This is a genomic window from Paenisporosarcina antarctica, from assembly GCF_004367585.1.
Classification (GTDB): Bacteria; Bacillota; Bacilli; order Bacillales_A; family Planococcaceae; genus Paenisporosarcina; species Paenisporosarcina antarctica.
On record NZ_CP038015.1, the window covers coordinates 3,354,126 to 3,379,311 of the forward strand.

24 protein-coding genes and 2 pseudogenes are annotated in these 25,186 nt (G+C 37.0%); 4 read left to right on the forward strand and 22 right to left on the reverse strand.

The window, feature by feature from the left end; genetic code table 11:
* Positions 1 to 34 precede the first annotated feature (34 nt).
* On the reverse strand, positions 35 to 604 hold the full coding sequence (locus E2636_RS16010) for an ANTAR domain-containing response regulator (RefSeq protein ID WP_134211106.1): 570 nt from the start codon (positions 602 to 604) through the stop codon (positions 35 to 37).
* Positions 579 to 2,045 (reverse strand): sensor histidine kinase, encoded by a 1,467-nt coding sequence (locus E2636_RS16015; protein WP_243840675.1) that lies wholly within the window; start codon positions 2,043 to 2,045, stop codon positions 579 to 581. Before E2636_RS16015 ends, E2636_RS16010 begins: the two co-directional genes overlap by 26 nt.
* Before the next feature lie 266 nt (positions 2,046 to 2,311).
* On the opposite strand from E2636_RS16015, the gene E2636_RS16020 reads away from it, so the two are divergent.
* Genes E2636_RS16020 through eutC form a run of 3 tightly spaced genes read left to right on the forward strand, consistent with a single transcriptional unit; the run spans position 2,312 to position 6,029 of the window.
* Positions 2,312 to 3,757 carry an ethanolamine ammonia-lyase reactivating factor EutA gene (locus E2636_RS16020; RefSeq protein WP_134211108.1) on the forward strand — a complete coding sequence of 482 codons (1,446 nt, stop codon included), beginning with the start codon at positions 2,312 to 2,314 and terminating at the stop codon, positions 3,755 to 3,757.
* Between the two features lie 38 nt (positions 3,758 to 3,795).
* Positions 3,796 to 5,157, forward strand: a complete 1,362-nt coding sequence (locus E2636_RS16025) for an ethanolamine ammonia-lyase subunit EutB (protein WP_134211109.1) — start codon at positions 3,796 to 3,798, stop codon at positions 5,155 to 5,157.
* Positions 5,158 to 5,174: 17 nt separating this feature from the next.
* Positions 5,175 to 6,029: an ethanolamine ammonia-lyase subunit EutC gene (gene eutC / locus E2636_RS16030; RefSeq protein WP_134211110.1), complete on the forward strand. Its 855-nt coding sequence runs from the start codon at positions 5,175 to 5,177 to the stop codon at positions 6,027 to 6,029.
* Between the two features lie 287 nt (positions 6,030 to 6,316).
* Here eutC and E2636_RS16035 read toward each other — a convergent pair whose 3' ends face one another.
* The 18 genes and pseudogenes from E2636_RS16035 to E2636_RS19465 form a co-directional block, all read right to left on the reverse strand.
* On the reverse strand, positions 6,317 to 6,946 hold the full coding sequence (locus E2636_RS16035; protein ID WP_134211111.1) for a hypothetical protein: 630 nt from the start codon (positions 6,944 to 6,946) through the stop codon (positions 6,317 to 6,319).
* A 102-nt stretch (positions 6,947 to 7,048) separates the two neighbouring features.
* A complete protein-coding gene (locus E2636_RS16040) occupies positions 7,049 to 8,434 on the reverse strand; it encodes an alkaline phosphatase (RefSeq protein WP_134211112.1) in 1,386 nt (461 codons plus the stop codon).
* Positions 8,435 to 8,848: 414 nt separating this feature from the next.
* The gene (locus E2636_RS16045; protein ID WP_134211113.1) at positions 8,849 to 9,193 is read right to left on the reverse strand and encodes a hypothetical protein; all 345 of its coding nucleotides are present in this window, start codon (positions 9,191 to 9,193) and stop codon (positions 8,849 to 8,851) included.
* Between the two features lie 19 nt (positions 9,194 to 9,212).
* Positions 9,213 to 9,449, reverse strand: a complete 237-nt coding sequence (locus E2636_RS16050; RefSeq protein WP_134211114.1) for an SHOCT domain-containing protein — start codon at positions 9,447 to 9,449, stop codon at positions 9,213 to 9,215.
* A 149-nt stretch (positions 9,450 to 9,598) separates the two neighbouring features.
* Positions 9,599 to 9,838 (reverse strand): hypothetical protein, encoded by a 240-nt coding sequence (locus E2636_RS16055; protein ID WP_134211115.1) that lies wholly within the window; start codon positions 9,836 to 9,838, stop codon positions 9,599 to 9,601.
* Positions 9,839 to 9,847: 9 nt separating this feature from the next.
* Positions 9,848 to 10,522, reverse strand: coding sequence for a response regulator transcription factor (locus tag E2636_RS16060; protein ID WP_134211116.1), 675 nt, complete (start codon positions 10,520 to 10,522; stop codon positions 9,848 to 9,850).
* A 30-nt stretch (positions 10,523 to 10,552) separates the two neighbouring features.
* The gene (locus tag E2636_RS16065; protein ID WP_134211117.1) at positions 10,553 to 11,917 is read right to left on the reverse strand and encodes a sensor histidine kinase; all 1,365 of its coding nucleotides are present in this window, start codon (positions 11,915 to 11,917) and stop codon (positions 10,553 to 10,555) included.
* Between the two features lie 554 nt (positions 11,918 to 12,471).
* On the reverse strand, positions 12,472 to 13,035 hold the full coding sequence (locus tag E2636_RS16070) for a DUF2179 domain-containing protein (protein ID WP_134211118.1): 564 nt from the start codon (positions 13,033 to 13,035) through the stop codon (positions 12,472 to 12,474).
* 306 nt (positions 13,036 to 13,341) lie between these two features.
* Entirely contained in the window at positions 13,342 to 14,571 is a 1,230-nt protein-coding gene (locus tag E2636_RS16075; RefSeq protein WP_243840676.1) for a type III PLP-dependent enzyme, read from the reverse strand.
* 47 nt (positions 14,572 to 14,618) lie between these two features.
* Entirely contained in the window at positions 14,619 to 15,842 is a 1,224-nt protein-coding gene (locus tag E2636_RS16080; RefSeq protein ID WP_134211120.1) for an MFS transporter, read from the reverse strand.
* Positions 15,843 to 15,848: 6 nt separating this feature from the next.
* Entirely contained in the window at positions 15,849 to 17,963 is a 2,115-nt protein-coding gene (locus E2636_RS16085) for an IucA/IucC family protein (RefSeq protein WP_134211121.1), read from the reverse strand.
* A complete protein-coding gene (locus tag E2636_RS16090) occupies positions 17,960 to 19,954 on the reverse strand; it encodes an IucA/IucC family protein (protein WP_134211122.1) in 1,995 nt (664 codons plus the stop codon). Before E2636_RS16090 ends, E2636_RS16085 begins: the two co-directional genes overlap by 4 nt.
* A gap of 595 nt (positions 19,955 to 20,549) precedes the next feature.
* Positions 20,550 to 21,185, reverse strand: a pseudogene (locus E2636_RS19675) (YheC/YheD family protein).
* A 22-nt stretch (positions 21,186 to 21,207) separates the two neighbouring features.
* Positions 21,208 to 21,450, reverse strand: a complete 243-nt coding sequence (locus tag E2636_RS16100) for a hypothetical protein (protein ID WP_134211124.1) — start codon at positions 21,448 to 21,450, stop codon at positions 21,208 to 21,210.
* Positions 21,441 to 21,623: a YheC/YheD family protein gene (locus E2636_RS19450; protein WP_243840677.1), complete on the reverse strand. Its 183-nt coding sequence runs from the start codon at positions 21,621 to 21,623 to the stop codon at positions 21,441 to 21,443. Before E2636_RS19450 ends, E2636_RS16100 begins: the two co-directional genes overlap by 10 nt.
* A 5-nt stretch (positions 21,624 to 21,628) precedes the next feature.
* A pseudogene (locus E2636_RS19455) lies at positions 21,629 to 21,934 on the reverse strand (YheC/YheD family protein); the annotation flags it as partial.
* A 38-nt stretch (positions 21,935 to 21,972) separates the two neighbouring features.
* Entirely contained in the window at positions 21,973 to 22,203 is a 231-nt protein-coding gene (locus E2636_RS19460) for a YheC/YheD family protein (RefSeq protein WP_243840679.1), read from the reverse strand.
* Positions 22,170 to 22,445, reverse strand: coding sequence for a hypothetical protein (locus E2636_RS19465; RefSeq protein WP_243840680.1), 276 nt, complete (start codon positions 22,443 to 22,445; stop codon positions 22,170 to 22,172). Before E2636_RS19465 ends, E2636_RS19460 begins: the two co-directional genes overlap by 34 nt.
* 692 nt (positions 22,446 to 23,137) lie before the next feature.
* On the opposite strand from E2636_RS19465, the gene E2636_RS16110 reads away from it, so the two are divergent.
* The gene (locus E2636_RS16110) at positions 23,138 to 23,383 is read left to right on the forward strand and encodes a hypothetical protein (RefSeq protein ID WP_134211125.1); all 246 of its coding nucleotides are present in this window, start codon (positions 23,138 to 23,140) and stop codon (positions 23,381 to 23,383) included.
* A gap of 103 nt (positions 23,384 to 23,486) precedes the next feature.
* Here the strand turns inward: E2636_RS16110 and E2636_RS16115 are convergent, their stop codons facing one another.
* Together E2636_RS16115 and E2636_RS16120 are read right to left on the reverse strand one after the other, a co-directional pair.
* Positions 23,487 to 24,053, reverse strand: a complete 567-nt coding sequence (locus E2636_RS16115) for an NADPH-dependent FMN reductase (protein ID WP_134211126.1) — start codon at positions 24,051 to 24,053, stop codon at positions 23,487 to 23,489.
* Positions 24,054 to 24,065: 12 nt separating this feature from the next.
* On the reverse strand, positions 24,066 to 25,124 hold the full coding sequence (locus E2636_RS16120; RefSeq protein WP_134211127.1) for an LLM class flavin-dependent oxidoreductase: 1,059 nt from the start codon (positions 25,122 to 25,124) through the stop codon (positions 24,066 to 24,068).
* Positions 25,125 to 25,186 lie beyond the last annotated feature (62 nt).

A 25,186-nucleotide genomic window follows, 5' to 3' on the forward strand; every position in this document is an offset into this window, starting at 1 on the left:
AAAGTTCTCTTTAAGCATCATTGCTTTTTCCTATTTACTTATATGTTGAAATAATGTCTCCTGCAACGGATTCCATAGTCATTTGAGTGGACATACTTAAATCCCTCATAGTTTTATATGCTTCCTGTTCTGTTAATTGTCTAACTTGCATAAGTATTCCTTTTGCTCGTTCAATCATTTTCCGTTTTTCAACTTCTTGTCTTGCATTTATAATGTCCTCTTTAAGCCGTTTAGCTTTTTCCCCTTGATGAATAGCAATTTCAATTGCAGGAATCAAGTTTGATTCTGCTATAGGCTTAACTAGATAACCTACAACATTATCTTGTTGAGCTTTCTCAACGAACTCTTTTTGACTATAAGCTGTAATAATTATTATAGGTAAATCCAACTGTTTCCCAATAATTTGACTTGCTTGTAATCCATTAATTTTAGGCATTTTAATATCCATCAATATAAGATCTGGTTTATGCATAAATGCTAGTTCAATTGCCCGATCCCCGTTCCCCGCTTCACCAACAACATCGTAACCGTTATCTTCTAACATCATTCTTAAATCCATTCGAAAAATTGATTCGTCTTCAGCTATCAATATTTTCTTTCTCATAATAAATAACAACCTCCGGGCTTACTGGAAATGCTATAACTGCATGTGTCCCTACATCTTCTGGCAAATATTGAAATTCACCATTTAAATCGTTTACAACCAAATTATGAACAATTTCCAATCCAAGTGAGGTTCTTGGCTTCTTCATTCCAACGCCGTTGTCGAAAATATGAAGCTCTAAGAAATCCTTATTAGAATGAAATTCAACAATAATTTCCCCTAATATATCTTCAGGAAAGGCATGCTTTAAAGAATTTTGAACAAGTTCATTAATAATCAATGCAATTGAAACCGCTTTCCTAGATGATGTTAATATTCTATTGCCATTTGACTGAATAATCAAGCTAATATTTTTATGGAGTTCATTTAATACCAGTGTCGAACATACTTTTCTAGTTAATTCAATAATATTTACATCGTCATCATCTGCATCTTCGTTTGCAAGAATAAGTTCATATACAGAGGAAATACTATAAATTCTATTTAATGTATCCTCAAAATATGCTTTACTTTCTTCAGGAGATCCCTTTCTCATTTGAAGACGTAGTAGACTGGCAACTGTTTGAAGATTATTCTTTACACGATGATGAACTTCTTGGATGAGATAGGATTTCATCATCAACTCTTTCTCCTTCGTTCTAAGTTCAGTAATGTCTTGGATGATTAAAAGGGTTTCTCCATGCTGTTCTTTGTTTCGTAATCTCACTTTTTTTATCACTAAGTTTTTTCTGTCTAATGTCATATCAAAAACGAATACATCCTCTTTCGAGTCATACACTTGTTTTAAAAAGGGTAATAACTCTACTAAATTCTTATGTTGTATTTCATCTGTTTGACTCATTTCGGTTATAAACTTAACACCAACAGGATTAGCATAAATTAAATTATTTTTGTTATCTGTTAACAGTAAAGTTTCCATTAATAAACTCGAAATAATTGGTATTTTACCCATATCATCTCCGAGCATAGTGCCCAACGTCTCCTGACCAAATGAATACTTTTGCTGTTCGCTTCTAACAAGAGATTGTTGAGACATTTCTTTCTCTTGAATGAGAACGCCAATTATTTGGTGGGAACCATTTTTTATAGGAACCACGCTTTGTTCAACAATTCGACCATCCTGCGTCACCGCTTGACTAATTAGAGATTTCTTTCCACCTCGATAGCTATAAAACACACCTGGCTCAAATGATTCAAATACAAATTTACCAACTACAGATTTCTCATAGACAGAATCAGAGGTACTTGGAAACGCTTCCGCTACAACAATTGCATGGTCATTTTCATTCATTTTACAATCAATATACATATTTGCGTTTGATAGATCTGCATAGATATTCAAAGTAGATTCTACCTTTTTTAGTATATTTATATCTTCAGTATTTAATTCCGTATATATTTTACATAGTTGCTCTAAAGTTGATTCACTCAATATTTTCACAGCCCTCATTGTTTTGAATTATTTGAATTTAGTATACAGATGGTTACATTCTTGGTCAATACAGATATTGGAGATGAAGATTACGATTAATATCTCATCTTAAAAGAACTAATTTGTTCGGGTGACTTTACAATTCACTGTATTAAATATATATTTAGAATATTAAATAAAATTATAGTAATTAGGCAATGGCGCCTCTGATGAATTCTATGGATATAGAATTTTCGGGGGCGTTTTATGTATTTCTAAAAGGTGGCGTGAATCGAATGAATAGCTCAGCTTCTAAAATAGAGACATTAATGAGTGCTGGTATTGATATTGGAACTAGTACGACTAAGTTAGTGATCAGTCGCTTTTCTTTAATGAATGTAGCCGGTGGAACACATGTACCAAGGATTGAAATTATAGATAAAGAGATTCTCTATAGAAGTCCAATTTTCAGGACCCCTCTCTTATCTCCTACAATCATTGATATTAATAAAATAGAACAGCTTATCCAAAATGAGTATGAGATAGCTGGTGTTTTGTCTCAGCAAATTCAAACAGGTGCCGTCATCATCACCGGAGAAACGGCAACAATGAAAAATGCGCAGGAGATGGTTCATCATTTGTCAGATGTGGCAGGTGAATTTCTCGTAGCTACTGCTGGACCGGATTTAGAGGGAGTCATCGCTGCTAAAGGATCAGGTGCATATGAGTATGCAAAAAAAACACGTAAATCTGTAGCTAATATTGATATTGGGGGAGGAACAGCGAATATCGCTGTCTACCAAGGAGATAAAATGGCTGGAACCTGTACGCTTCATATTGGAGGAAGATTGATTGAATTTGAAAACCAACACGTGAAGAGTATTTCTCCCCCTGTTCAAAAGCTTCTCACCCAAGAAGGATGGTCGCTTGAAATTAATGACAGTAAAAACCATCCGACCATTGAAAAAGTGACAGATTGGATGGCCAAACTACTTGCTAGAGTTCTATCAAAATCGACAACCTCTAAAGATGATGTGCTGATTTTAGGGCATCATCCTGAGTGGAATGGGGACATAGACGTCATTACAATATCCGGAGGTATATCAGAATGTATGTACGGGCTAGAAGACACTGATTACTCAAAAGCTGTTTATGATGATATTGGCATAGAATTGGCACAAGCCCTTCAAAAAAATGAAAATCTTAAGAATTGGGAATGGGTAATTCCAGAAGAAACCGTACGTGCGACAGTTCTTGGAGCTGGAACACAGACGACAAATATTAGCGGAGCGACTATACAAGTGGATAGTAAAGAACTTCCCCAAAAAAATCTCCCAGTATTTGAGATTTCATTTGAAAATCAAATAGAAATTGGTCTAGGGAAATTACAAAGTAGCATGAACCTGGCTATTAGTATGTATGACCCTGGTCGCGAAGGTCAAAATTTTGTTCTTTATTTAAAAGATTTCCCGTATTTGAATTTCAAGGATATCCAAGAGATTGCTAAGGGATTGTTACAAAGCAGACTGTTGAAACCCAAGCCGGAACAGCCATTAATTATAGTCTTACAGAGCGATCATGCAAAAGTGCTAGGACAAACACTCCAGGCACAAGAAGCAAGTCAAAGTATTTTATGTGTAGATCAAGTGGACGTCGAACATGGCGACTACATGGATATTGGCAGGATTCTTCAGTCCGGGGTGGTGCCTGTAGTCATCAAAACACTGACTTTCCATTCATAAGTAAGGAAATAAAAAAACCGAGGAAAAGAGTGTGTCCGATGAAACTAAGCGGCCGAATAAAAGATCAACATTTTCAATTTTCATCCGTAACTGAGCTGTTAGCTAAAGCAAGTGAAGAAAAATCGGGTGACCGCATGTCAAAAGTGGCCGCCGAATCTTCTCTAGAACGTGTTGCAGCAAAATGGATTTTGAGTGAACTAACGTTAAAGGATATCTATGAAAATCCGGTCATTCCATATGAAAAAGATGAGGTGACACGTGTTATCTACGATCAAATTAATAATCATATATACAATGAAATTGCTCATTGGACAGTCAGCTATTTGAGAGAATACATTTTAGATCACAGCACGACGTCTTCCGCCTTGAAGAGAATCAGCCGCGGATTAACAAGTGAAATGATTGCAGCTGTTGCAAAATTAATGTCAAGCATTGACCTGGTCATGGCTTCACAAAAAATTCGCTATCAGGCACATTGCAATACAACCATTGGGGAACCGGGCAGACTCGCATTCAGATGCCAACCCAATCATCCGACGGACAAATCAGAAGGGATTTTGGCGTCGTTAAAAGAGGGGCTTTCATATGGATCAGGAGATGCGGTCATCGGGATTAATCCAAATAATGATTCAGTGGAATCAGTGTCGCGTCTATTAACAATCTCTCATGAATTCATACAAAAATGGGGAATTCCTACACAAAATTGTGTTCTTGCTCATATTACTACCCAGCTCCAGGCTCTTAAGAAGGGAGCTCCGATGGCTTTAATGTTTCAAAGTTTGGCAGGAACGGAGAAAGCCAATCGTGATTTTGGAGTCAACAAAGAATTATTGGATGAAGCTTCTTATTATATGATGAAAATGGGTACCTCTAGCGGACCGAATGTGATGTATTTTGAAACAGGACAAGGGTCAGAAGTCTCACTTGATGCCGATCATGGAGTAGATATGCAAACACTAGAATCACGAACATACGGATACGCACGTCATTGGAATCCTTTTATGGTGAATAATGTTTCTGGTTTCATTGGTCCTGAAACTCTATTTGATGGTCGTCAGATGATACGAGCAGATCTTGAGGATTTATTTATGGGTAAATTGAATGGACTTCCAATGGGGATCGCGCCAACCTACACAAACCATATGGAATCTGATCAAAATGACCAAGAAATTGCAGGAATGTTGACAGCTTTAGCTGGAGCAAATTTTTATATGGGTGTACCAGGTGGAGATGATGTCATGCTTAGTTATCAGGACACTAGTTTTCATGATGATGCTAGTTTACGAGAAATGCTTGGATTCAGACCGCTGCGTGAATTTGAAATTTGGCTTGAAACGATGGGAATTATGGAAAATGGACGTTTAACCCCTAAGGCAGGAGACTTATCTATTTTTAATTAACAAAAAGGAGGGGCGATATGGATATTGAACAAATTGTTAGAGAAGTAGTGGAACAAATAAGAAAAAAGAAAAATGTACCCCAAGAAATCATACTTGATGTTCCTCTGCTTGAAGAAGGATTAGTATATTCGAGAGAAAAAGTGGTTGGTGTAAAAGAACCCACTGATAGCGCTACAATTGCTGAAGCACAGAAAATAACACCAGCACGTATTGGCATAGGGCGAGCAGGAACACGAATGCGAACAAAAAGTTATCTAGATTTTCAGTTGGACCATGCTGCTGCTCAGGATGCAGTGAAAAAAGAAGTTTCAGAACAATTTTTAGAGAAATTAGCTATACCTATTTTGAAAACAAAAGCACAATCATTAAGTGAGTATTTAATGAACCTCGACTCTGGTAGAGTGCTGTGTGACGAGTCTGTTCACTGGCTACAACAGCATAGTGAGAAAGGAAAGCAGGTACAAATTATTATTTCAGATGGTTTGAGCACAACAGGAATTGAAGAAAATGTCCCCAATCTTTTGTCAGCGCTCGAACAAGGGTTAAAAATGAAAAATATTTCAATGGAAAAACCTATTTTTATTAAAAGGAGCCGAGTCTGGGTGCAGGATCATGTGGCTTCTATAGTCAACTGTGACCTTGTCATTTCTCTGATTGGTGAGCGACCAGGATTGGCTACTTCTAAAAGTGTGAGTGCCTACTTAATTTACAAACCAACGAAAGATTCCGTTGAAGCCGATCGGACAGTTATTTCAAATATTCACAAGGGTGGTGTTCAACCGTTAGAAGCAGGCGCCTACTTGTCGGACATGATTGCTGATATACTGATTAAAAAAGTAAGCGGAGTAAAATATACCCAAACTAAGGAATAATACTCTTCATATTATTGCTCAAATTCCGACTAATACAATGATATTTGACAATTTGAACGAGTAAATGAATTAAGAGATTTGGAACTTAAATAATCAGGTTAATGAGCGGTGGCCAAGAACACCGCTCATTTCTTTTTCAGCAGTCAACCCTGCGTCGGGTGCGTGTCCTTCGCTTCCCCTTCAACCTGCCGATTCCTTTGAAAAGAATTTTTATTATTGAAATAATAGACTATACTACTACGAACAATAGTGGCCGAAGGTACAATTTCGGCCGCTACCTGCATTTATTAAAAATTAATTTTTATTTTCTGTGATTCGATGATTTTCTCTTCGTCTTTATCAAACACATCACTTGTCGTTATTTCAATCCATTCAAGATCATTTGAAGACTCTACAATAAACCCTATATTCCCTTTTTTTGTTTCATTGCCTTCTATTTCCCCGTTTAAATCTTCAAGATAAATATCATTTTCCCAATTAAATTTTTCCCCTGAGCTGGTTTCAATAAGAGCTATTGGTGCGAAATTCACTTTTTCTGGGTATTTATTCTCAATCTCTACAAATACTTTAACAAAATTGAATTCCTCTTCTTGTGTTAACACATGGAAATAATCAATCAAACTGTAGTCTGGTCTTAGATGGATTATTTTCATGTCTTTGACTGTGAGTTTTATCGGACCATCTTCATACGTCTTATTCACTTGATTAATGGCCTTTAACGTAGCTTCACCTTTTTCATCTGACACGGTTTGATCCACTTCTAGTAGTGTTCGATCGTCTGGGACCTGTGGATTTGAGTAGTAGTCATTCAAATAATCACTATTTGCTGGTTCTTCATTTACAGAGGCTACAGTATTATTGGAACATCCTGATATTACTAGAGTTAATAGCGCCAATAGGGTAATAAGTTTTTTCAAAAGTAACCCTCCTACTATACATTCATTTTAAAAAAGAAGGACTGACTTTTTATGTAACAGTCAGATCCTTCTATCTATATTAATCATGTGGCAAGAAAAAATTTATTTATCATCAATACGTGTTTTATTTTTCCCTTTTTTCAAGACATCAAAAATAATTTTCGCGTTGTCTGTATTGTCAATTTGTCCTGCAAAACGCTCCGCACCAGGTCCGAAGGCATATACAGGAACGTCCTCGCCAGTATGACCACTAGTAGTCCATCCTGTGTTTGATCGGCTATCAAATATTTTTTCTATCGCATTATCAATATCTACTGCTTTCTTCGTAGATACATCCTTCACAGATTTAATCTCCTCAGTAGTCAAATCAAGATCAATATATTTTTCAAGTGTTTCTTCTACATCTGCACCTTTCACGATTTCATTTGCCATGAAATCAGGTGTGCGTTTAGCTGCTTTAATGGGCTCACCAAACCAGTTATAAATACCATCTGAACCGATAGAATAACCACCTGTGGAGTGATCAGCAGTTGCGACAACTAATGTATGCTTATCCTTTTTTGCAAATTCAATAGCTGCTTTAAATGCTTTATCAAAGTCTTCCATTTCACTCATCGCAGAAACGATGTCATTGTCATGCCCAGCCCAGTCAATTTGGCTTCCTTCAACCATTAAGAAGAAACCATCCTTGTCTTGATTTAAACGATCAATAGCCGAAGTAGTCATGTCTCCTAAAGAAGGTGTTTCCTCTGAACGGTCAATCATTTTCGGCATTCCACGGTCAGAGAATAGGCCAAGAACTTGTTTATTTGTATCCTTTAATAATTCGTCTTTACTTGTTATATGGCTATAGCCATCCTTTTTGAATTCTTCAATAAGGTTACGATCTTTTCGCTCAAATAAATCAGTCCCTCCACCAAGAAGAACATCCACTTTATGTTTACCATTAATTAGTTCATCATAATAATCATCCGCAATGGCATTCATGTTTTGTCGACTTTCATCATGTGCTCCAAATGAGGCTGGAGTTGCATGAGTAATTTCAGATGTGGCAACAAGTCCAGTTGCTTTTCCTTGTTCTTTTGCAGCTTCCAATACCGTTTTCACTTCTGAACCATCATTATCCACAGCGATTGCACTATTGTATGTTTTAATTCCAGCAGACATTGCGGTTGCAGCCGAAGCAGAGTCTGTTATGTTTTGTAATGGATCTTCTGGATACGTCATTTGCAGACCTACAAGATATTTATCAAGCTCCGTGCGATCTGCGAATTTCGTTTTAGGTGCGTCTTGTAGGTAACGATAGGCAGTTGTATATGAAACTCCCATTCCATCACCAATCAAGAAGATGACGTTTTTAATTTCTGGCGTATTCACCTTTTTTTCTTTTGCTTCAGCCATAGAGATAGATCCTCCTAAACTAGCAAATGCAACAGACGTCATCACAGCTAAAGGGATAAGTTTCTTTTTGAATTTCTTATTGAACATTCAACATTCCTCCTAATCCTTGATAGGACAAATATATACTAGTAGTGTTAATGCTCCATGAAGGTGAAGTAATGGTTTTGTAAACCCAGTTATTTCTAAAAATTTGCTGATAAAACTTGTATTCTACTTGTAACCATGAGTACCTTGGCTAAAAGAGGGACATAAGTACATTTTTAATGTGCAAATAAATTAAAAATCCGAAACGGTTTAGGGGTACTTTGCAACGTATGCCTAAAGAAAAAAACGTACAGTGGCTGAGGCCAATGCACGTTTTTTTACGATCAATAGCGGCCAAAGATAAAATTTCGGCCGCTATTTGTATTACTATTCTATTTTACATAGCCAATTGATGATGCCTTCAGTCGGGTAACACCCATATTGAATTTAGATGAGAAACGACCTTCTACTTACCCTTTAGTTTCCCATCATATTTTTAAAATTGTGGCTGCTAGCTGAACCCGCAGTTCCATGCATTTCTTTATAGTGTTCTAGCAATTCCTTATTACTTAATTCAGGATGCATTTTCTTCATAAAAGGTTTCATTTGACCAAAATTCACATTTCCATTTTCCATGAATTCTTTCATGTCCTCGAAATTTTCAGAGTCCATCATGTCATGCATTTGTTCCATACCCATCCCCTGATGTTGCATTAAGTTCACTGAATTTTCGTTTGCAGATGCTGATGTCATATACATACCAGTACCACCTGCTGTAATAAGAGCTGCTGCTAGTATTCCAGTAACGATTGTTTTTCTCATTTTGATTTTTCTCTCCTTATTATAAAATACTTTTTTTAATGTCTTCAAACTCTTCCGACGATATTTCACCTTTGGCAAGCCTGATTTTAGCAATTTCCATAGCGTCTGGACCCAGGACTTGCTGAGAACTATTTGACCCATTGGCATTTTTGTTTTTCGCGAAGTAGTAAACTACAAAACCGATAATTACCAATAATACGATCCACATTAAGACTCCGCCTCCCATTCCCATTCCATAACCCATACCATAGCCCATTTTCTTTCTCCCCTTTCGTTTGACTCGTTGTTGTTCCTATAACTTAACTATAAAGGACAACTATGAAGAAAGTATGGAGACCATATTGATTATAAAAAAAACGTAGATGGCACCTGTTACAATGCCATCTACGATTTCCACATGCTATTTTATTTATTCCTTTTTTTCAAATACATCATCGAGACCAACAGTATGATTCCCAACAAAATTAATAAAATCCAAAACATTTGGCCAAACCAGAAAGACATGTGATGGAACATTATTTTATGGTCCATCATCATTCCCATCGAACTTGGAGGAAACCAAATCATCCTTACAACAAATAATAGAAATGAAATTCCGACTATTACTAATAAAATCAATATTGCCATCCATACGGTTTTTTTCATATGCTCACCTTATTCCACTTTATATCCAATACCCCATACTGTTTTGACGAGTGATTTTTCAATTTTAGCTTCTTGTAATTTATCCCGAAGATTTTTAATATGGGAGTCAACCGTCCGCTCTTCTCCCATAAATTCTATTCCCCAAATGAGCTCCACAAGCTGTTCTCTTGAAAGTACTTTACCACGGTGCACTATGAATGTTTGCAGAAGATCAAATTCAGTTTGGGTTAGGTCTAGAACTTCTCCTTGATAGATGGCATCACGTGAAGTTAGGTTCAAGATAATGCCTTTGTATTTTAACACTTCATCATCTCTGTCATGGTGATGAGTTCTACGTAATAAAGCTTGCACCCTTGCCATTAGCTCAGCTTCCTCAAAAGGCTTAACTAAGTAATCATCAGCACCTGTTGATAAGCCTTGTACCTTATCCTGAATCGAGCCTTTAGCCGTTAGCATCATAATGGGTATATCAGAGATTTTCCTTACTTGCTGTAACGTCTGCCACCCATCCATCAATGGCATCATAACGTCAAGAATCATTAGATCATAGTCATTTTTCAACATTTTATCATACGCTTCTCTTCCATCCTCTGCTTCTTCTAGAAGATAGTTTTCTTGTTGCAAATATAGTCGTAACAGTTGTCTCATTTCAAATTCATCGTCAACAATCAATATTTTTTTCATTTTCTCACCCTACTTATATAAATTATCATCTTATAATTTAAGAAAAATAGTAAATGTCGACCCTTCATTCTCCGTACTGCTGCCAATTATATTACCATGATGTGATTCAATAATTTGTTTGACCACATATAAGCCCAGTCCAGTTCCTCCTGTTTTTCGTGTCCTTGATTGGTCTACACGATAGAATCGTTCCCAAATCTTCGGTAACTCTTCTGAAGGAATTCCGATACCAGAGTCTTGAATTTCAATGATAACAAAATCACTTTTTAAATAAGAGCGTATTGTAATCTGACCATTAATGGTATATTTAATCGCATTTTCAATAAGATTATAAAAGACTTGCTCCATTCTTTCTAAGTCCACAGAAATCTCAGGTAAATCAGCCTGGTAGTCAGCTTTAATATCTAACCCCTTTTTTCTCGCTGCAGGTATTAGGTTTGAAACCACTTTTTCAATAAGTTCATTAATCATGGTTATTTCTTTATTTAATTCAAATTTCCCTACCTCAATCTTGCTCATTTCAAAAAGATCATTCACTAGAAAAGTAAGCCGACTAGCTTCTTTATTAATTATGTTCAAGTAATTCTCTTGATCCACTTTATTGGAAACTTTACCCTTTGCAAGAATATCGCTGTATCCCTTAATATACGTTAATGGCGTGCGGAGCTCATGAGAAACATCTGCTAAGAATTCATTTCTACTGTTTTCAAAATACTGTAATTGTTCCCCAAGTATTTGTATCGAATTACCAAGTTGTGCGATTTCATCAGTTCCTTTAACTGAAATAACTTGCTTGTACTTTCCTAATGCTATTTTATTTGTTGCCTCTTTCATGATAACAAGAGGTTTCGTCAATCTCTGTGAAATAAACCCAATAAGTCCAAAAGCCAGTAACAAGATACCTAAACCTGAGACAATAAATAAAACATTCATGATATAAATAATTTCTCTTAAGATTTTAGATGGGTAGTACATATACACATAGCCAGTGTTATTTTTCATGGGGGATATCGTAATAATATACTTGTGTTGTCTCCAATCGCTTTCTAAAACACGGGCAGTTTCTTTACTTCCTTTGTCCACCAAATGATTGTCCATATCTTGGTCAGGAGTTTCCGATGATGCGAGCACTTTCTGTTCAATATCTGTTATTAGTACACTCGTCGAAGCACCTTTTTCCATCTCGATTACATGTCCAATAGTTTCCTTGTTCGGGCTTTCGGCTACGATTCTAGCATGATTATTCCCTCTAACTTGCAAATCCTGCTTAATGTAGTCAACAAATAAATTCGTAAATACACCGTACAGTATGGAAGCCAGAATCAAAAACAACCCGATAAAGATTGTGCTAAACAATAGACCGATTTTTAACGTGATGCCTACATTATTTTTCATTCATATGCTCCTTAAAGGTAAACGAGATAAGCCTTTTTTCACTTTATAAATTAAGAATAATTTCCTACACTTTTATCATAATCTAAAAATGTTGAGAAAGTATGAAGAATTAGTAATACGCTTATTTTTCACTATCGCTAGATGCAAATAAATAGTAAGTCTGAAACTTGATTATTCAGGTTTCCGAAGTGCTTCTGATGCAAATACGAAGCAACATAAACTAAAGAACAAAATAATGCTGCGGCTGGTATGTCAATAACTCCCCTGGGCACCTGCAGTTACTTGTCGCAGAAGAAACCTTGCAACCTGTCTAATCATATGGATTAATTTTTGGATAATGAACTCTTTTACGATGAATAGTGACGTGTGTAACTCTACATATTAGAGGGATTGTCCTGAACAAAGACCATTCTCTCTAACAGTTATTTGAAAATCCCCCATCAGATTCATCCCAATAGGTACTTAGACGTTATGAGAATCATAATATAGAAGAAATCCGCTATTTTTACAGTCCAAAAAACCGATAATTTCTTATCGGTTTAAGGTGTTTAATATTAAAGCATTAAATCTTTGTTAATGGGTTCCTGTATCTTCTTTTTCTTTTTTCGTTTTTTCATTGATTTTACCCAGAAACCGCCTTTGAATGTTTTTGGCTCATACGCAATAATGAAAGCATTTGGTTCATAATCTTGTATTACTTCATACAAACCCTCTTCTTGATTACGCTTTGTTAATATCTCCAGTTTATAGCGTGCTTCATCTCTACCTTGACCAACAAATGTAGTAACCCCATATCCTTCGCTGCGAAGTTGTTCTATAAGTGTTTCATTGTTATTGGTAAGAATTACTTGTAGTGTAGTGTACCCTATCGCAAGTTCATGTTCGATTTTTGTACCAATTAATATCCCTACTCCAAAACCTAGAGCATACACAAACATTGTCATAAAGCTCTGATCTCCACTGAACACTATTGACAAACCAAACACATAAATCAATGCTTCTGCAAAACCTAAGAGTGAAGCAGCTGCGGACCTTCCCTTTACCAGCATGATTGTTCTCAGTGTGAAAGTTGGAACATAAATCAATTGTAATACTAATATAAATAAAATATCTTTCATCTTTATCCTCCTATTACCTCAATAACTAAAAGAAAGTGTATCACGATTCAAACCCTTCCGCACTTAATTCCTAATTAAAACCTTTTATGTTTTTCACTTCACCTTTATTGAAAGTCTTTCCTTCATTTTGTAAGTAATCTCTGTCAGATCGAATTCTAATGTTAAAAGTCTCTTGATTGAAACAAGTGGGATGAAGATGTAGTTTAGTGCGAAAGGTTTCCAGGGCGCTTCGGATCCAAACATGAAGCAATATAAGCTAAAGAAAATAAACGAGCGGTAGGCAATCCCACCGCTCGTTTATTTTCTTTAGGGCACTCCTGCCGCTGGTGTTCTATCCGATTTATTTGATGCTTCCATTTTCGACCCAGAACCGCTAATTGTGTCCGCTTCTATGTAATAATAATCCGGATGTGGATGACTAAGAAAGTCGTGATGGGAAATAGCCCAGCCGTATGCGCCTACATAGCTAAAAAGCAGGATATCTCCCGCTTTTAGACTTGGTACGTTGATATCTCTAGCCAATATGTCATTTGGTGTACACAACTCTCCTGCCACTGTCACGACCGCTTCATTTATTTTGGGACGGATAAAGGGGTATGGCCATTTTTCTATTGGTATGATCGTAAATGGGTGACTCTGTTTCCAGGCTGCGGGAAGTCTGAGATGATGACTTCCGCCCCGTACTACGCAAAAGTATTCGCCATGATTTTGTTTGATATCTAATACCTCCGCTGCATAGTATCCGCACGAAGACGTGATGTAACGACCGCATTCAAACAGCACTTCCCAATTGGCATCTTTGTGCTTTGCTAGTACTCTGTTTAAACGATCCATAAAGTCCATCCAGTTGAACTGATTTTCTATATCTTGATAATTGATACCGATGCCTCCCCCTACGTTTAAGTAGAAAATATCAAAATCAAAGTTTTCCTCCCATGTTTTTGATAGTTCAAAACAACGGTCCACAAATTCAGCATGTCCTTTGGAATCAAGATTATTGGACATCGCATGAAAATGAAAACCTCGAAGGGTAATATTCAACAGACTTTTAGCCAATAAAATCGCAATCGGTATGTTTACTTCATCAATCCCAAATTGTGTCGGAACGCCTGCCATCTTCAATCGAGCATTTGGTACTGAACTACGTAAATTAACGCGCAGCAAAATATCCACAGTGGTCCCTTTTTGACTGGCGATGTAATTAACCAGTTGTAACTCATGTACACTCTCGACATTTATGAGCGTCACTTTGTGATCAATAGCTCCTTCAATTTCATCCTGCGTTTTCCCAGGCCCTCCGAAGAGAATAGGAATGTCTTTGTCTACAGCTCGAACTTTTTCTATTTCCCCTAGTGAAGCCACTTCAAATCCATGAACGATTGGCGCTAATGTTCTTAGAAGTGTCTCATCTGAGTTAGCTTTTATCGCATAAAATAAACGACTTACTGAAGGAAGTGATGTGGTCAGCTGATGAACATGGTTGCGAAGCTTTGGTAAGTCATATAAATAGGCACAAAACGGTTTCTTTTGTTCCATTCTGAGAGATTTCACAGTATTTTCCATCATAAAAAATGAACACTCCCCTATAAATTCCATATTTGACGACTTACCGTTAATATAATTGATGTAATCGCAATACAGCCTCCCCCCATCACAATACCTGCCCAAGAAGTCCCAGCCCATGTGGCAATAGCGCCTAAAAGGATTGCTCCTAACGGAATAAACCCTCTATCCATTAACGCGATACTCAAAACCCTGCCTCGAAGTTGGTCAGGAACATGCATTTGAAGCGTAATACGGCTCATCGTTCTGTACGTTTGACTTGTTAAACCGACAAGAAACATAGCGAGTCCTGCTTGTAAGAAGTTTTGAGCAGCGATAAAGAACAGCAAAGATAAACCAAATCCCATAATAGAACATATCAACCACTTGCCTGCACCCTTAATTTCTTTGCCAAGAGACAGCCAGGTTCCCCCTGCCAAAGCACCGATTGAAGAAATAGACAAAAGCAGTCCAAAACCTTCTGGCCCAAGATTTAATAGGTCCCGGGCGAATAACGGCATCATTGTTGTGTAAGGAAAACCAAAAATCATGGGTACTATAGCAAACATGAGCAATGATTGAACGGAAGGCTGATTCTTCACATAATCTACAGCCTCTCTGAACGTTGTTTTTTCTCTATTCTTTTTAGTGAATTTTGGGACAGCATGAGAACGAATCATGACTAAAGATATGAGTACACCTAACGTCCCCCATGCATTAATATAAAATATATTGGCAATATCCGTGATTGCAAGCAACATTCCTGCAAGCGCCGGTCCAATAATACGAGAAAGATTGATGACGAGCGTATTAATAGCAATTGCACTAGACATAGCGTTTGGCGACACAAGGTTTGGCACTAAAGCATTACGGATGGGCGAATCCATAGCTGCAAGCATAGATCGCAGCGTGACAATTAGAATAAATGCCCAAAATAATGTTGGACCTATATCTACAAGATATCCTAAGCAAAACGTCAAGAACATCATTCCTATTTGAATGAAGATTAATAGTTTTCGTCGATCATAACGATCAGCCAATAACCCAGCTGGTACGCTAAGTAGGAAAGTAGGAAGTAGACGGCAAGCATTAACCACCCCTAACATCAGCGGAGAATTTGTTAATTGAAGCACCGCCCAATTCAATGCGACTAAATCCATCCAATCTCCTACCCGTGTCACCAAGCTGCCCGACATGAAAATCTGAAAAACTCTTGAATTCATGGCAAAACGTGACGTCTGAGATTGAATATCTAAGTTTGACATGTAAAGTTATACTTCCTTCCGATGACATACAAAAAGAGGATTAGGTACGCTTGTATACGAATAATCCTTTCCTTCCGGTTCCAACCTCATTTTTGTCAGTGCTTTATAATCTACTTTTTCCTGATAAAAAGCTGCTCTGTCTATACGGGCATTTTTAGCATATGTTGTGGTTTCAAGCCGATCAAAAACTGTTTCACAGATCACATGAATTTCCTGCCACAACTCTTCTTCTTTCAGTCCGAATTGTTGGCACACTTGCAATAACAGCTCTCCACAGTGATTTTGCAATACCGTATAAAAAACTTTGTTATGCATTTCTTTTAAACAATTTGTTGCTGTTGCTGAATTTGGATAAAATTCGGTTTGTAATCCTGATTGTTCGAGCCTGTTTAGATGGATTCTGCTACCTCCCCAGTCTCTGAACAGCATTCGAACAGGGCGACCATTTTTGAACACCATCACACTGTTTTGCAAATGACCTTCCAGACCAATTCCATACTTTACCATGAGTGTCAGAAAGCCTGGCAGTGCAATTGATGCATATTCGGAAACGAATTGAAACGCAGCATTTCGGAGGGAAGGTTCCTTACGTTCTTCTGCGTACTTCTCAATTAACTCAACAAGAATTGTTTTTTCGGTGATTGGTGATTGACCAAAAAGTGAGCTGCCAACGATAGCTACTTCGTCCAAGGTAACGAATGTTTCTACATTCTCCCGTAACACTGCAGATAAATTCCTGTTCTTTAATTTTTGATTATCTGAAAGATCTCCTGTTTTGTTCAGTTTAAAATTAAAACCTGCGCATTCACATACTGGAACAAATGTCTTAGACAGCTCTTGTTCCCTCTCCATTACTAAACGAATAAGTCGTGTAATTACCGCAGCATTATTGGTCGTATTAGCCGATATAGAGCGGACAGTAGATGTCATTTGGCTGTTGATCGCTACTTTTATCGAGTGTTTAGTCCCTGCCTTCAGAGGCACTAAGGTTCTAAAAGAAGAGGTTGCCCCACTTGGAATCTTTAGACCATGTATAGGTATGACTATTCGTTGTTGAATTTCAGTTTCATAAATATCAGGTATCGCATGTTCCATTTGCCAAGGATGCACTGGGACAAACACATAATCATTTACTTGAAGTTGGCATTTTGCAAATTGTTTTTCGATTGTTCTTGGTAACTCTGGATACTCGTTAAAAAGAAAAGCATTTGCATTCTTTTCCTTCTCTTCTTCCTGTTTCCATTCTGCGTATTCTTTTCTAATCCCGACAAACTGTAAATCCGCTGCTCCATCAAATTCAGGGGAATAACGAAACACATCTTCTGGGTCCATGCCTACTTTCGTCTTCGTGCCTGGGTGGAGGTTATGTCCTTCAATACTTAGTTGTTCAAAAAATAGACTCGAATCAAATCCAGGGTCTTGTTTCTTTCTGAACAAAACCCAATCAATTGTATTGGTAATTTCATGTTCTCCTGCTTTTTGCTGAAGTTCTTTTTTCTTCAGTTCCCAGTAGGCATAGGAAAGTGACAGATTCGCACTACCATTCGTTAATTCTTCCTCTAGTTTCACCCATGAGCTTTGCCCTTTTTCCTGGTAAGTCTGTTCTTTCTCACTCATAAAATGAAGCAGTTCCACCGCGTTTTCAATTGGGTTAATTCCGAGTTCTGAAACTTGTAAAATCTGTCCATCTACTTCTGCCCGGTTAAACGCATAGGTTTGACCGACCGGAATCATGAGAAAATTCTTCTCAGAAAGAGGATATAGTTTGTAAGTGTCACCATTTTTCAAGCCATATGTATGGAGTTCCTTCATTACTTTTTTCCAGTAATCATTAATGACTGGAACGTTTATTGCATAAGTAGTGTCCATCACGAACAAATCATATGAGTCTGACGTCAGCCCCATAATATCTTCACGTACCATCGATCCCGCCAGGCGCTTTAATATTCCTTGTCGTCCTTTTTCAACTGAGCATTCATAAGCAGGTGCCATGTCCGGGAAATTGTCCTTCAAGAAATGCAGAATGGTAAATTCATCACTGAATAAATGCTCCTGGCTGAAGGTCTTATCTTCTGTTGGGATCGTATTTATTTCAGGACGTTCTGTTGAAATTGTCGTCATGATTGAATCTCTCCATTCCATTTCATCAAGGGGTTCTGAACTTGGGTAAATGTGTAAGCGGTGATGTCCCCCTGCAGACGCATAGTCGTCAATGCTTTTAAATGTATCGTTGGCTGAAAAAGTTCGTACTCATCTGCCTCAGCCTGTTGTGCAATAGAAGAATCCTTCTTAAGGTCTTCAAATACAGCTTTACAAACGATCGCTACTTCCTCCCATAGCCTGTCCTCTTCTATTTCCAAAGATCGTACAAGGCATGTAATCAATTCGGCAAAATGGTTTTGAATCACGGAATACGAAATAATGTTTCTTAACTGGTCTACTTGATCTGTGACGATCGATGAGCCTGGATAAAACTTCGCATCATACCCATGTTTCTCTAATCTTTCCGGCAAAATTCTGATACCACCGAAGTCCCTTAATAGAATACGTACCAGCTCGCCATTCCGAAAAACACTCACACTATTTTGCATATGTCCTTCTAAACTAATTCCATACCGAACCATTAACGTCAGAAATCCTGGTAGCGATGCCTCAGCATATTTCTGGATAAATAGAGAAGCTGCCTCTTTCTGATCTGACAACTGATAGTGGACAGCCAGTTCCTCAACCAGTTCAACGGCAATTAACTTACCGCTTATGGGTGACTCCGCAAGAAGCGCTGCAGCAGCCATCGGTATTTCATTTTCTTCTTTGATATGGTTCTCAGGATTCTCCCGTAAAAGTGATCCTAAATTCGCTTTAAATGTCCAGTTTTCTTCTTCTGACAGCGATTCTTTAAGTGATTTGTAATAAGCACCTGCCCGTTCCTGTATTACTACAAAACGACCATCAAAATTATTCTCTTTTTCTAAAATGCTTGCCATTATTTTCGAAAGAATAGGTCCGTTCTCTACCGAATTGGGAGAAACGGTACGAACAGCACTGGTAGTTTGAATATTGACCGCTGTTTTAATATGGTGCCTTCCCTGTCCGCGATTTTGGATGGGGGCTAACGAACGAAAAGAAACCAACGACTGAGTAGGAATACGAAAACTTAAAATAGGAACGATTCTCTTCATCTCGATTTCTTCTTTGTACAAAGTAGGTAATGTATATTCAAACTGCCAAGGGTGAACGGGAATTACTTCAAACTGATCAACCTTCAATCCCAATATATGTAAAGTTTCATCCACAACGGAGTGTAATCCCTCATATTCTTGATATAAAAGGCTTGTAACGGATTGTTCATCGATTGATGTGGTGTGGCAATGCTTTTTCGAAACAGCTACAAATGCAACCTCCGGATTACCGCCCCACTCTGGTGAGTACTTGATGACATCTGCAGTACTAACACCGAACTTAGTTTTGGTTCCTGGATGGAGTGGATGGCCTTCTACGACCCATTGTTCATAAAAAGCAAGAGGGCTGAACCTTTTATCGACTTTTTTCTGATGCATAACCCACTCAAGTGAAGTCTGAATATGCAATAAATGAGCAGTAGAAGTTAAGTCTTTTTTTCTTCGATCGGCACCTGTTAAGGCTAATGTGAAGTTAGCTGCCCCATTTAGAATCTCCAATTTAAAGCGATGATACTGTTCTGCTGTTGCTTCTTTTAATAAGCCTTCATTCCTTAACAACTCAACAAGCTCCACGGGATGTAAGAGAATCTTAGAATACTGTTCATCTTGAACAAATAAATCACCATCTACATCAAATCGTCCCAGTGAATGCCATTTTTTAATGTCAGCGTGAAGCACTTTTCCACTAGTTAGTTTTATGGAAATGCTGTTATCCATTCCTGTCAGCCATAAAATCCGCTCGTCATCTATTATTTGTTCTCTGATAAGTGCTTGAAAAAGACGTTGAGAGATTCCTCTTCTTCCTGCTTGCATATTTTTTATATAGGATTCTTCCAGATCAGATTCTTCCCGATTAAGGTAATCCAACGTTTCGGATTCTTCATCACTCAAAAAATTTATCAGTTCTGTATTTTCAGTCTGGATCATAGTCATTTCAACTCTCACTTTCAACTATCGAATAATTTTTATTAATCAGTTCAAGATAACATTGATAATGATAATCGTTATCAATTACACTGGTAATGTTAAATGATTACAATACTCTTCGTCAACATGCAAAAGTACCAGGAACTTAGACTACAAAAGTGTAATTTATCCCATTTTGTTGACGCTCCTACAACTATGGGTAAGCCCCGACATAGCTATTAACAAGCATAAAAAATCCCCCAGCAAACAGAGTTTGTTGGGGGATTTTTTCTAGAAAATTATCATTTTCAACCATCCACATTTCATAAAACTTCAAAACTTGTTTAACTTAAATAAATCATTTTTAAAATAATTTTAATATAATGGTTTAAACATTGAGTAGCAATATGAAAGAAAAGGAGACATTTCGTTCAGTGCCCTCGAAATTCGAACGACTTTAAGGTTTTTAACTGTGCCATCTATCTATCTAACATATCAGGTGCCCACAAAAAACTCCTAATAACTATCAGTTATTGATAAAGTTATGCTGAAATTAGGGACAGCCATTTCAGCCTCTTTTTTTTGAAGCAATCTTAAAGAAAAAATCCAGTAACACTCTTAGTTACTGGATTTCTTCATCTAATCTATACGATTGAGGTGAATAATCAACACCGAAGGGTTCTTCGACAATTAGTTCACCACATATTTCCTTACTTTTCTCTAGTTCATCATTACTTTCAATACTAAAACCTGCTAATGCGCTTGCGTAAAGAAATGGATTTCGTATTATTTCACCATATAATGTTGAATCTTCCATTATAGAGAAACTCCTATATCCATACCTATTATTCATTTCCAATATCCAGACATGTAAATTATTATCTAGGATAAAGTCAACTGCTAGGTCCCCAAAGCAACCATATTGATCCAGAGCCTAGCATGTATCCCTACAAATATTTATAATCTTTTGTTCTAGTAACTCTAAATCATGTTGGTTTAGACTGAAAAGTTTCTCAAGAGCTTCTTTTCCAGGAAGTATATAGTCAAGATGATGCAAATTGGTAGTAATGCTCCCTGGTTTAGCAAATCTAGCAATTAACCCAGTACACTTCCATTGTTTTGTTTCATCTTTTTGCATGTAAATCCGAAAATCAACATTTCTAGAATCATGCTTTACAGGAACTCCTTGCTGAATTATATATTTTCTATTCCTCTTTAATACACTTTCTATTATCGGGTGACTACCTATAACTTCCACCTGTGTTGCTATATTTTTATCGTCAGTTATCTGTAGTATTTATTTCATAAAATAGGTCATCAGGAATGAAGACCTCGTCTCTTAAATTTCTAGAAAGGCCAATTACATCATCAGAAAGTTCGTCTAAGAATTGCACAGTTAGTTGTTTTTCCCAGGAACCGAAGTTAAAATTAATTTTTCCAGAAATGGCCATTTCCCCTCCTTGGAAATTTGTTGGAAAATAAATTTCATCTATCTCCTCGCTTGTTATCCATTTTATATACAAGACTCTTTCCCCCTTTCTGCTAACTTGTGTGCATAATCCATCAATAATATAGTTGAATTAGAATAAATTCCATATTCTCCAGCATCGACTGCCATTCGATGCCCTGGATTTCGATGATTTATTTCAATGATCCATAGATGTTGATTCCTATCTAACCCCAAGTCAATTCCCAAATTCCCTAAATTCCCTTACACCCTCTGTAGTTTTCCATTTCCTTAGCAGCATCTAAAGAGACTTGTGTCATCTTTTTTCTGATTTCAATAGCTTTATTATCTGATATTGACAATAAATTTTGAAATGCTAAATTTCCACTTCTCACGAAACCTATGTTACTCACGATTCCGTTTTCACTACCTTTTCGAGCGATTATACCTAATTCCTTCCAGTCTTCCATACCATCCTTTACCATAATTAATCTAAAATCAATTGGACTATTTCCAACATATAAATCGATCACCTGTTGAATAATATATTTCCTCATTTTGCATTTGGGTTTAAAGAAAACCTCTAACTCTTCTTGATTTAAATATAATGAATTTTTTTCTCCTTCTGATAAAGACTAGTGTCCACTTTAAAGTTTACTGCTTGCTTAGAAACTTTAAAAATATCCTCCCCATAACTTCCATTAATAGGTTTAATAATTCCTTCAATATATTTTCCAAGAAAACCGATAATATCTTGAAGACTATTAACTAATCGCGTGATCGGTAAATGTTTGCTTAGATTTGAATTGGTTGACAGCCATTTATACATTTCCCATTTATTAAATGTAAATTATTGATCATTCTTCTACCTACTGTTTTTCTAAAAAAACTTTCCCATTTACAATTTAAAGAGACTCGATTAATAATTGCATCAGGCATCGAAAAAGTTGATGGGTTCCACATTCCTTCATTGTATAAATACCCTTTAATCATTTGGTTATCACGGTTTATTCCTTCAAGTGAAAAAGCTGCTACCTGACCTTTTGTATAGATTCCCCCTATGTCACTCAACTTATTAAGGGACTCTTTTAACTTCCTATCAGACTTAGAAACTAAAATTCCTATCACAAAAAAATTCTCAACCACGTCACTTTTTACAGCTTCCTCCTTTGAATTGCTTTTGTAATCAAAGTAGGTACGCTCCTTTTCTATTTAATCTCACATCCACTTCTTGTCCTAGATAAAAATTCTAAACTAGTAGACTAAAAAACTTTCCGCTTGGTATAATATATGTTTTCTATTTAAGGAATAAATAGGCAGTAATCTCATATCTACTTTTTCTTTATAGAATTAATACTATCTTGCGTGATACCACAACCAGTCACTATTCTTAAACACATAAACAGATATAATTGACGAAAAGGAGGGAGAAATAGTGAGAATGCTTGTTTTTCCTTATTTCCCCTTTACTAGGGACGCAATAGTTCTTCTAGAAAATGCAAAAGCACGTACACATGACAAAGTCGTCAAGTGTACGTGCTTTTGGAGTAGTGTTGAATCTATTATTGAGTATTTGACATAAACTCACTGATCGAAGGATTGACTAGTAAGCATGGTTATCATATGAAATCACAACCCTACTGAATCATCAGCGTCCCTCGGTCAAAAATTTTCATGATTGTTTCTGTTCCATGGACTACTTAAATGCTTCTGTCATTACCAATGAATTAATAGCGCGAAGCAACACCATAAAGTGGGCATACATGATAGACTATAGAATGCACAAAATTCATATTTTCAAGAGCGGGGGACAAGACATGATGATTGTAAGTTTTCTTTTAATCGGTTGGATCTTAAGTTGGTTTAAGTTTAATAACTTGTTCATTCAGGCAGTTAAAGAGCTGTTTAATAAGGAAATTTCTATTGCTAGTTATTACTTTGTGTTTTTTTGTGTTGGTACAATTGGCGACTTGATATTATTTATTAATGGAACATATAAGGTTACATAAATCTACTAGATTAACAGGGGTCGTTGATAGGTGGCACCCATCTTAGAACTCTTCCCTTTAACAGGAATAGTAGTTTTTTCAAGAATTCCTTTTTACTTCTGTTTCAAAAATCATATGTCGCTTCTTTTGCTTCTCGCATTTTTGTATACGTTTTTGTTAACACAACCGTATCCTCAACTAAACGCTCAATTCGAAATAAGACGTCATCATTCACAATTTCCTTACGCTGGAAGTCTTTTTCCTCTATAAATACATACGTTTGGACAATCTGTGCTTTCATATAAGCCAAAATCGGCTTTAACTGTTGCTCCGCAATTAAATAATGCTTTGGTGATCCAGCTGTTACTAGCATACTCACGACTTTATCGCGAAATGCATTAACCGGTAGTAAATCGAAAATATTCTTTAATGTCGCTGGAATAGATGCTTGAAAAATAGGTGTCCCCATAATAATCGCATCTGCTTCCATAATTTTTCTAGTCACGAATCCCGTATCGCCTTCATATTCCAAGTAATTGCGTCCATCACTAAACTGAACATGATAGTCTGCTAAATCTAATAAAGTCACTTCAACGTCTGGATATTTCTTAATGAGATCTTTTACCATATAGTTCATGGAAGTGCGTGTTTTTGACCCCACAATTGAACCAGACAAACCGACAATTTTCATGTTAAGCACCTCTTATTTTTTCGCTGTATATTTTTTAATTGCTGGCAAAATTTCAGTACCAATGAGCTCAATATTTTTTACTAGTTTTTCATATGGCACACCACCAAAATCCATTTGCGCGATATAACGCTGGTGACCAAATAGCTCATGTTGATAGAGTATTTTTTCAATGACTTGCTGTGGACTACCAATATTCATCACATCACGCGAATCTGCCCCTTGTGCAAAATGTTGCTTCGGATAACCCTGTCCGTTTATTAACTGCATTCCTTGGTTAATGTGAGGATATGCCTCGCTTTGTGCCTGCTGAGTGGTTTCTGCAACATGGAAAAAGCCCGCTGTTGCTATCGGAAGGGTCGCTGTATCAAACCCACTTCTCTTTGCAGCCTCCCGGTAAGCATCAATTGTTGCCTTAAAACTTGTAGCAGGTCCGCCTAAAGTGGCCAGGAACATTGGGACACCAGCATTGCCAGCCTTAATCGCACTTGCAGCATGCCCTCCAACTGCACGCCAAATAGGCATTGAACCGTTTTGGGGACGCGGTATCACTCTCGCGTTATTTAATGGAGCACGGAAATCCCCACTCCAATTGACTACTTCTTCTTTACTAATCTTTAATAACAACTCAAATTTTTCTTCATATAACTCTTCATAGTCACGTACGTCATAGCCTAATAAATCAAACAGACCAATTCTCGAAGCACGGCCTGCAATAATCTCTGCACGCCCCCTCGAAATCAAATCAATCGTCGAAAAATCCTCAAACACTCGAACTGGATCGGATGTACTAATGATTGTGGAAGAGCTGGCGATTTTAATTTTACTAGTCGCCTGGGCAATGGCTGCTAACACAACTGAATGCGCTTGCGTCGCAAAATACTCCTGATGGCTTTCACCAACACTAAAAAAATCAATGCCTACTTGCTCCGCTAGTTTTGCTAAGTCAATGATTTCATGAATACGCTGCTGTGCAGAAATGCGTTCTCCTGTAAGTGGATGTGGGATATGGTCCCCTAGTGTATAAAGTCCAAATTCTAAACCTTCACTTTGATCAATTCTATAATTTTCCATTCATCTTATCCCCCTTCAATTACCTACTTATATCGTTAGTATAAGTCGTAAGAACATTTAAT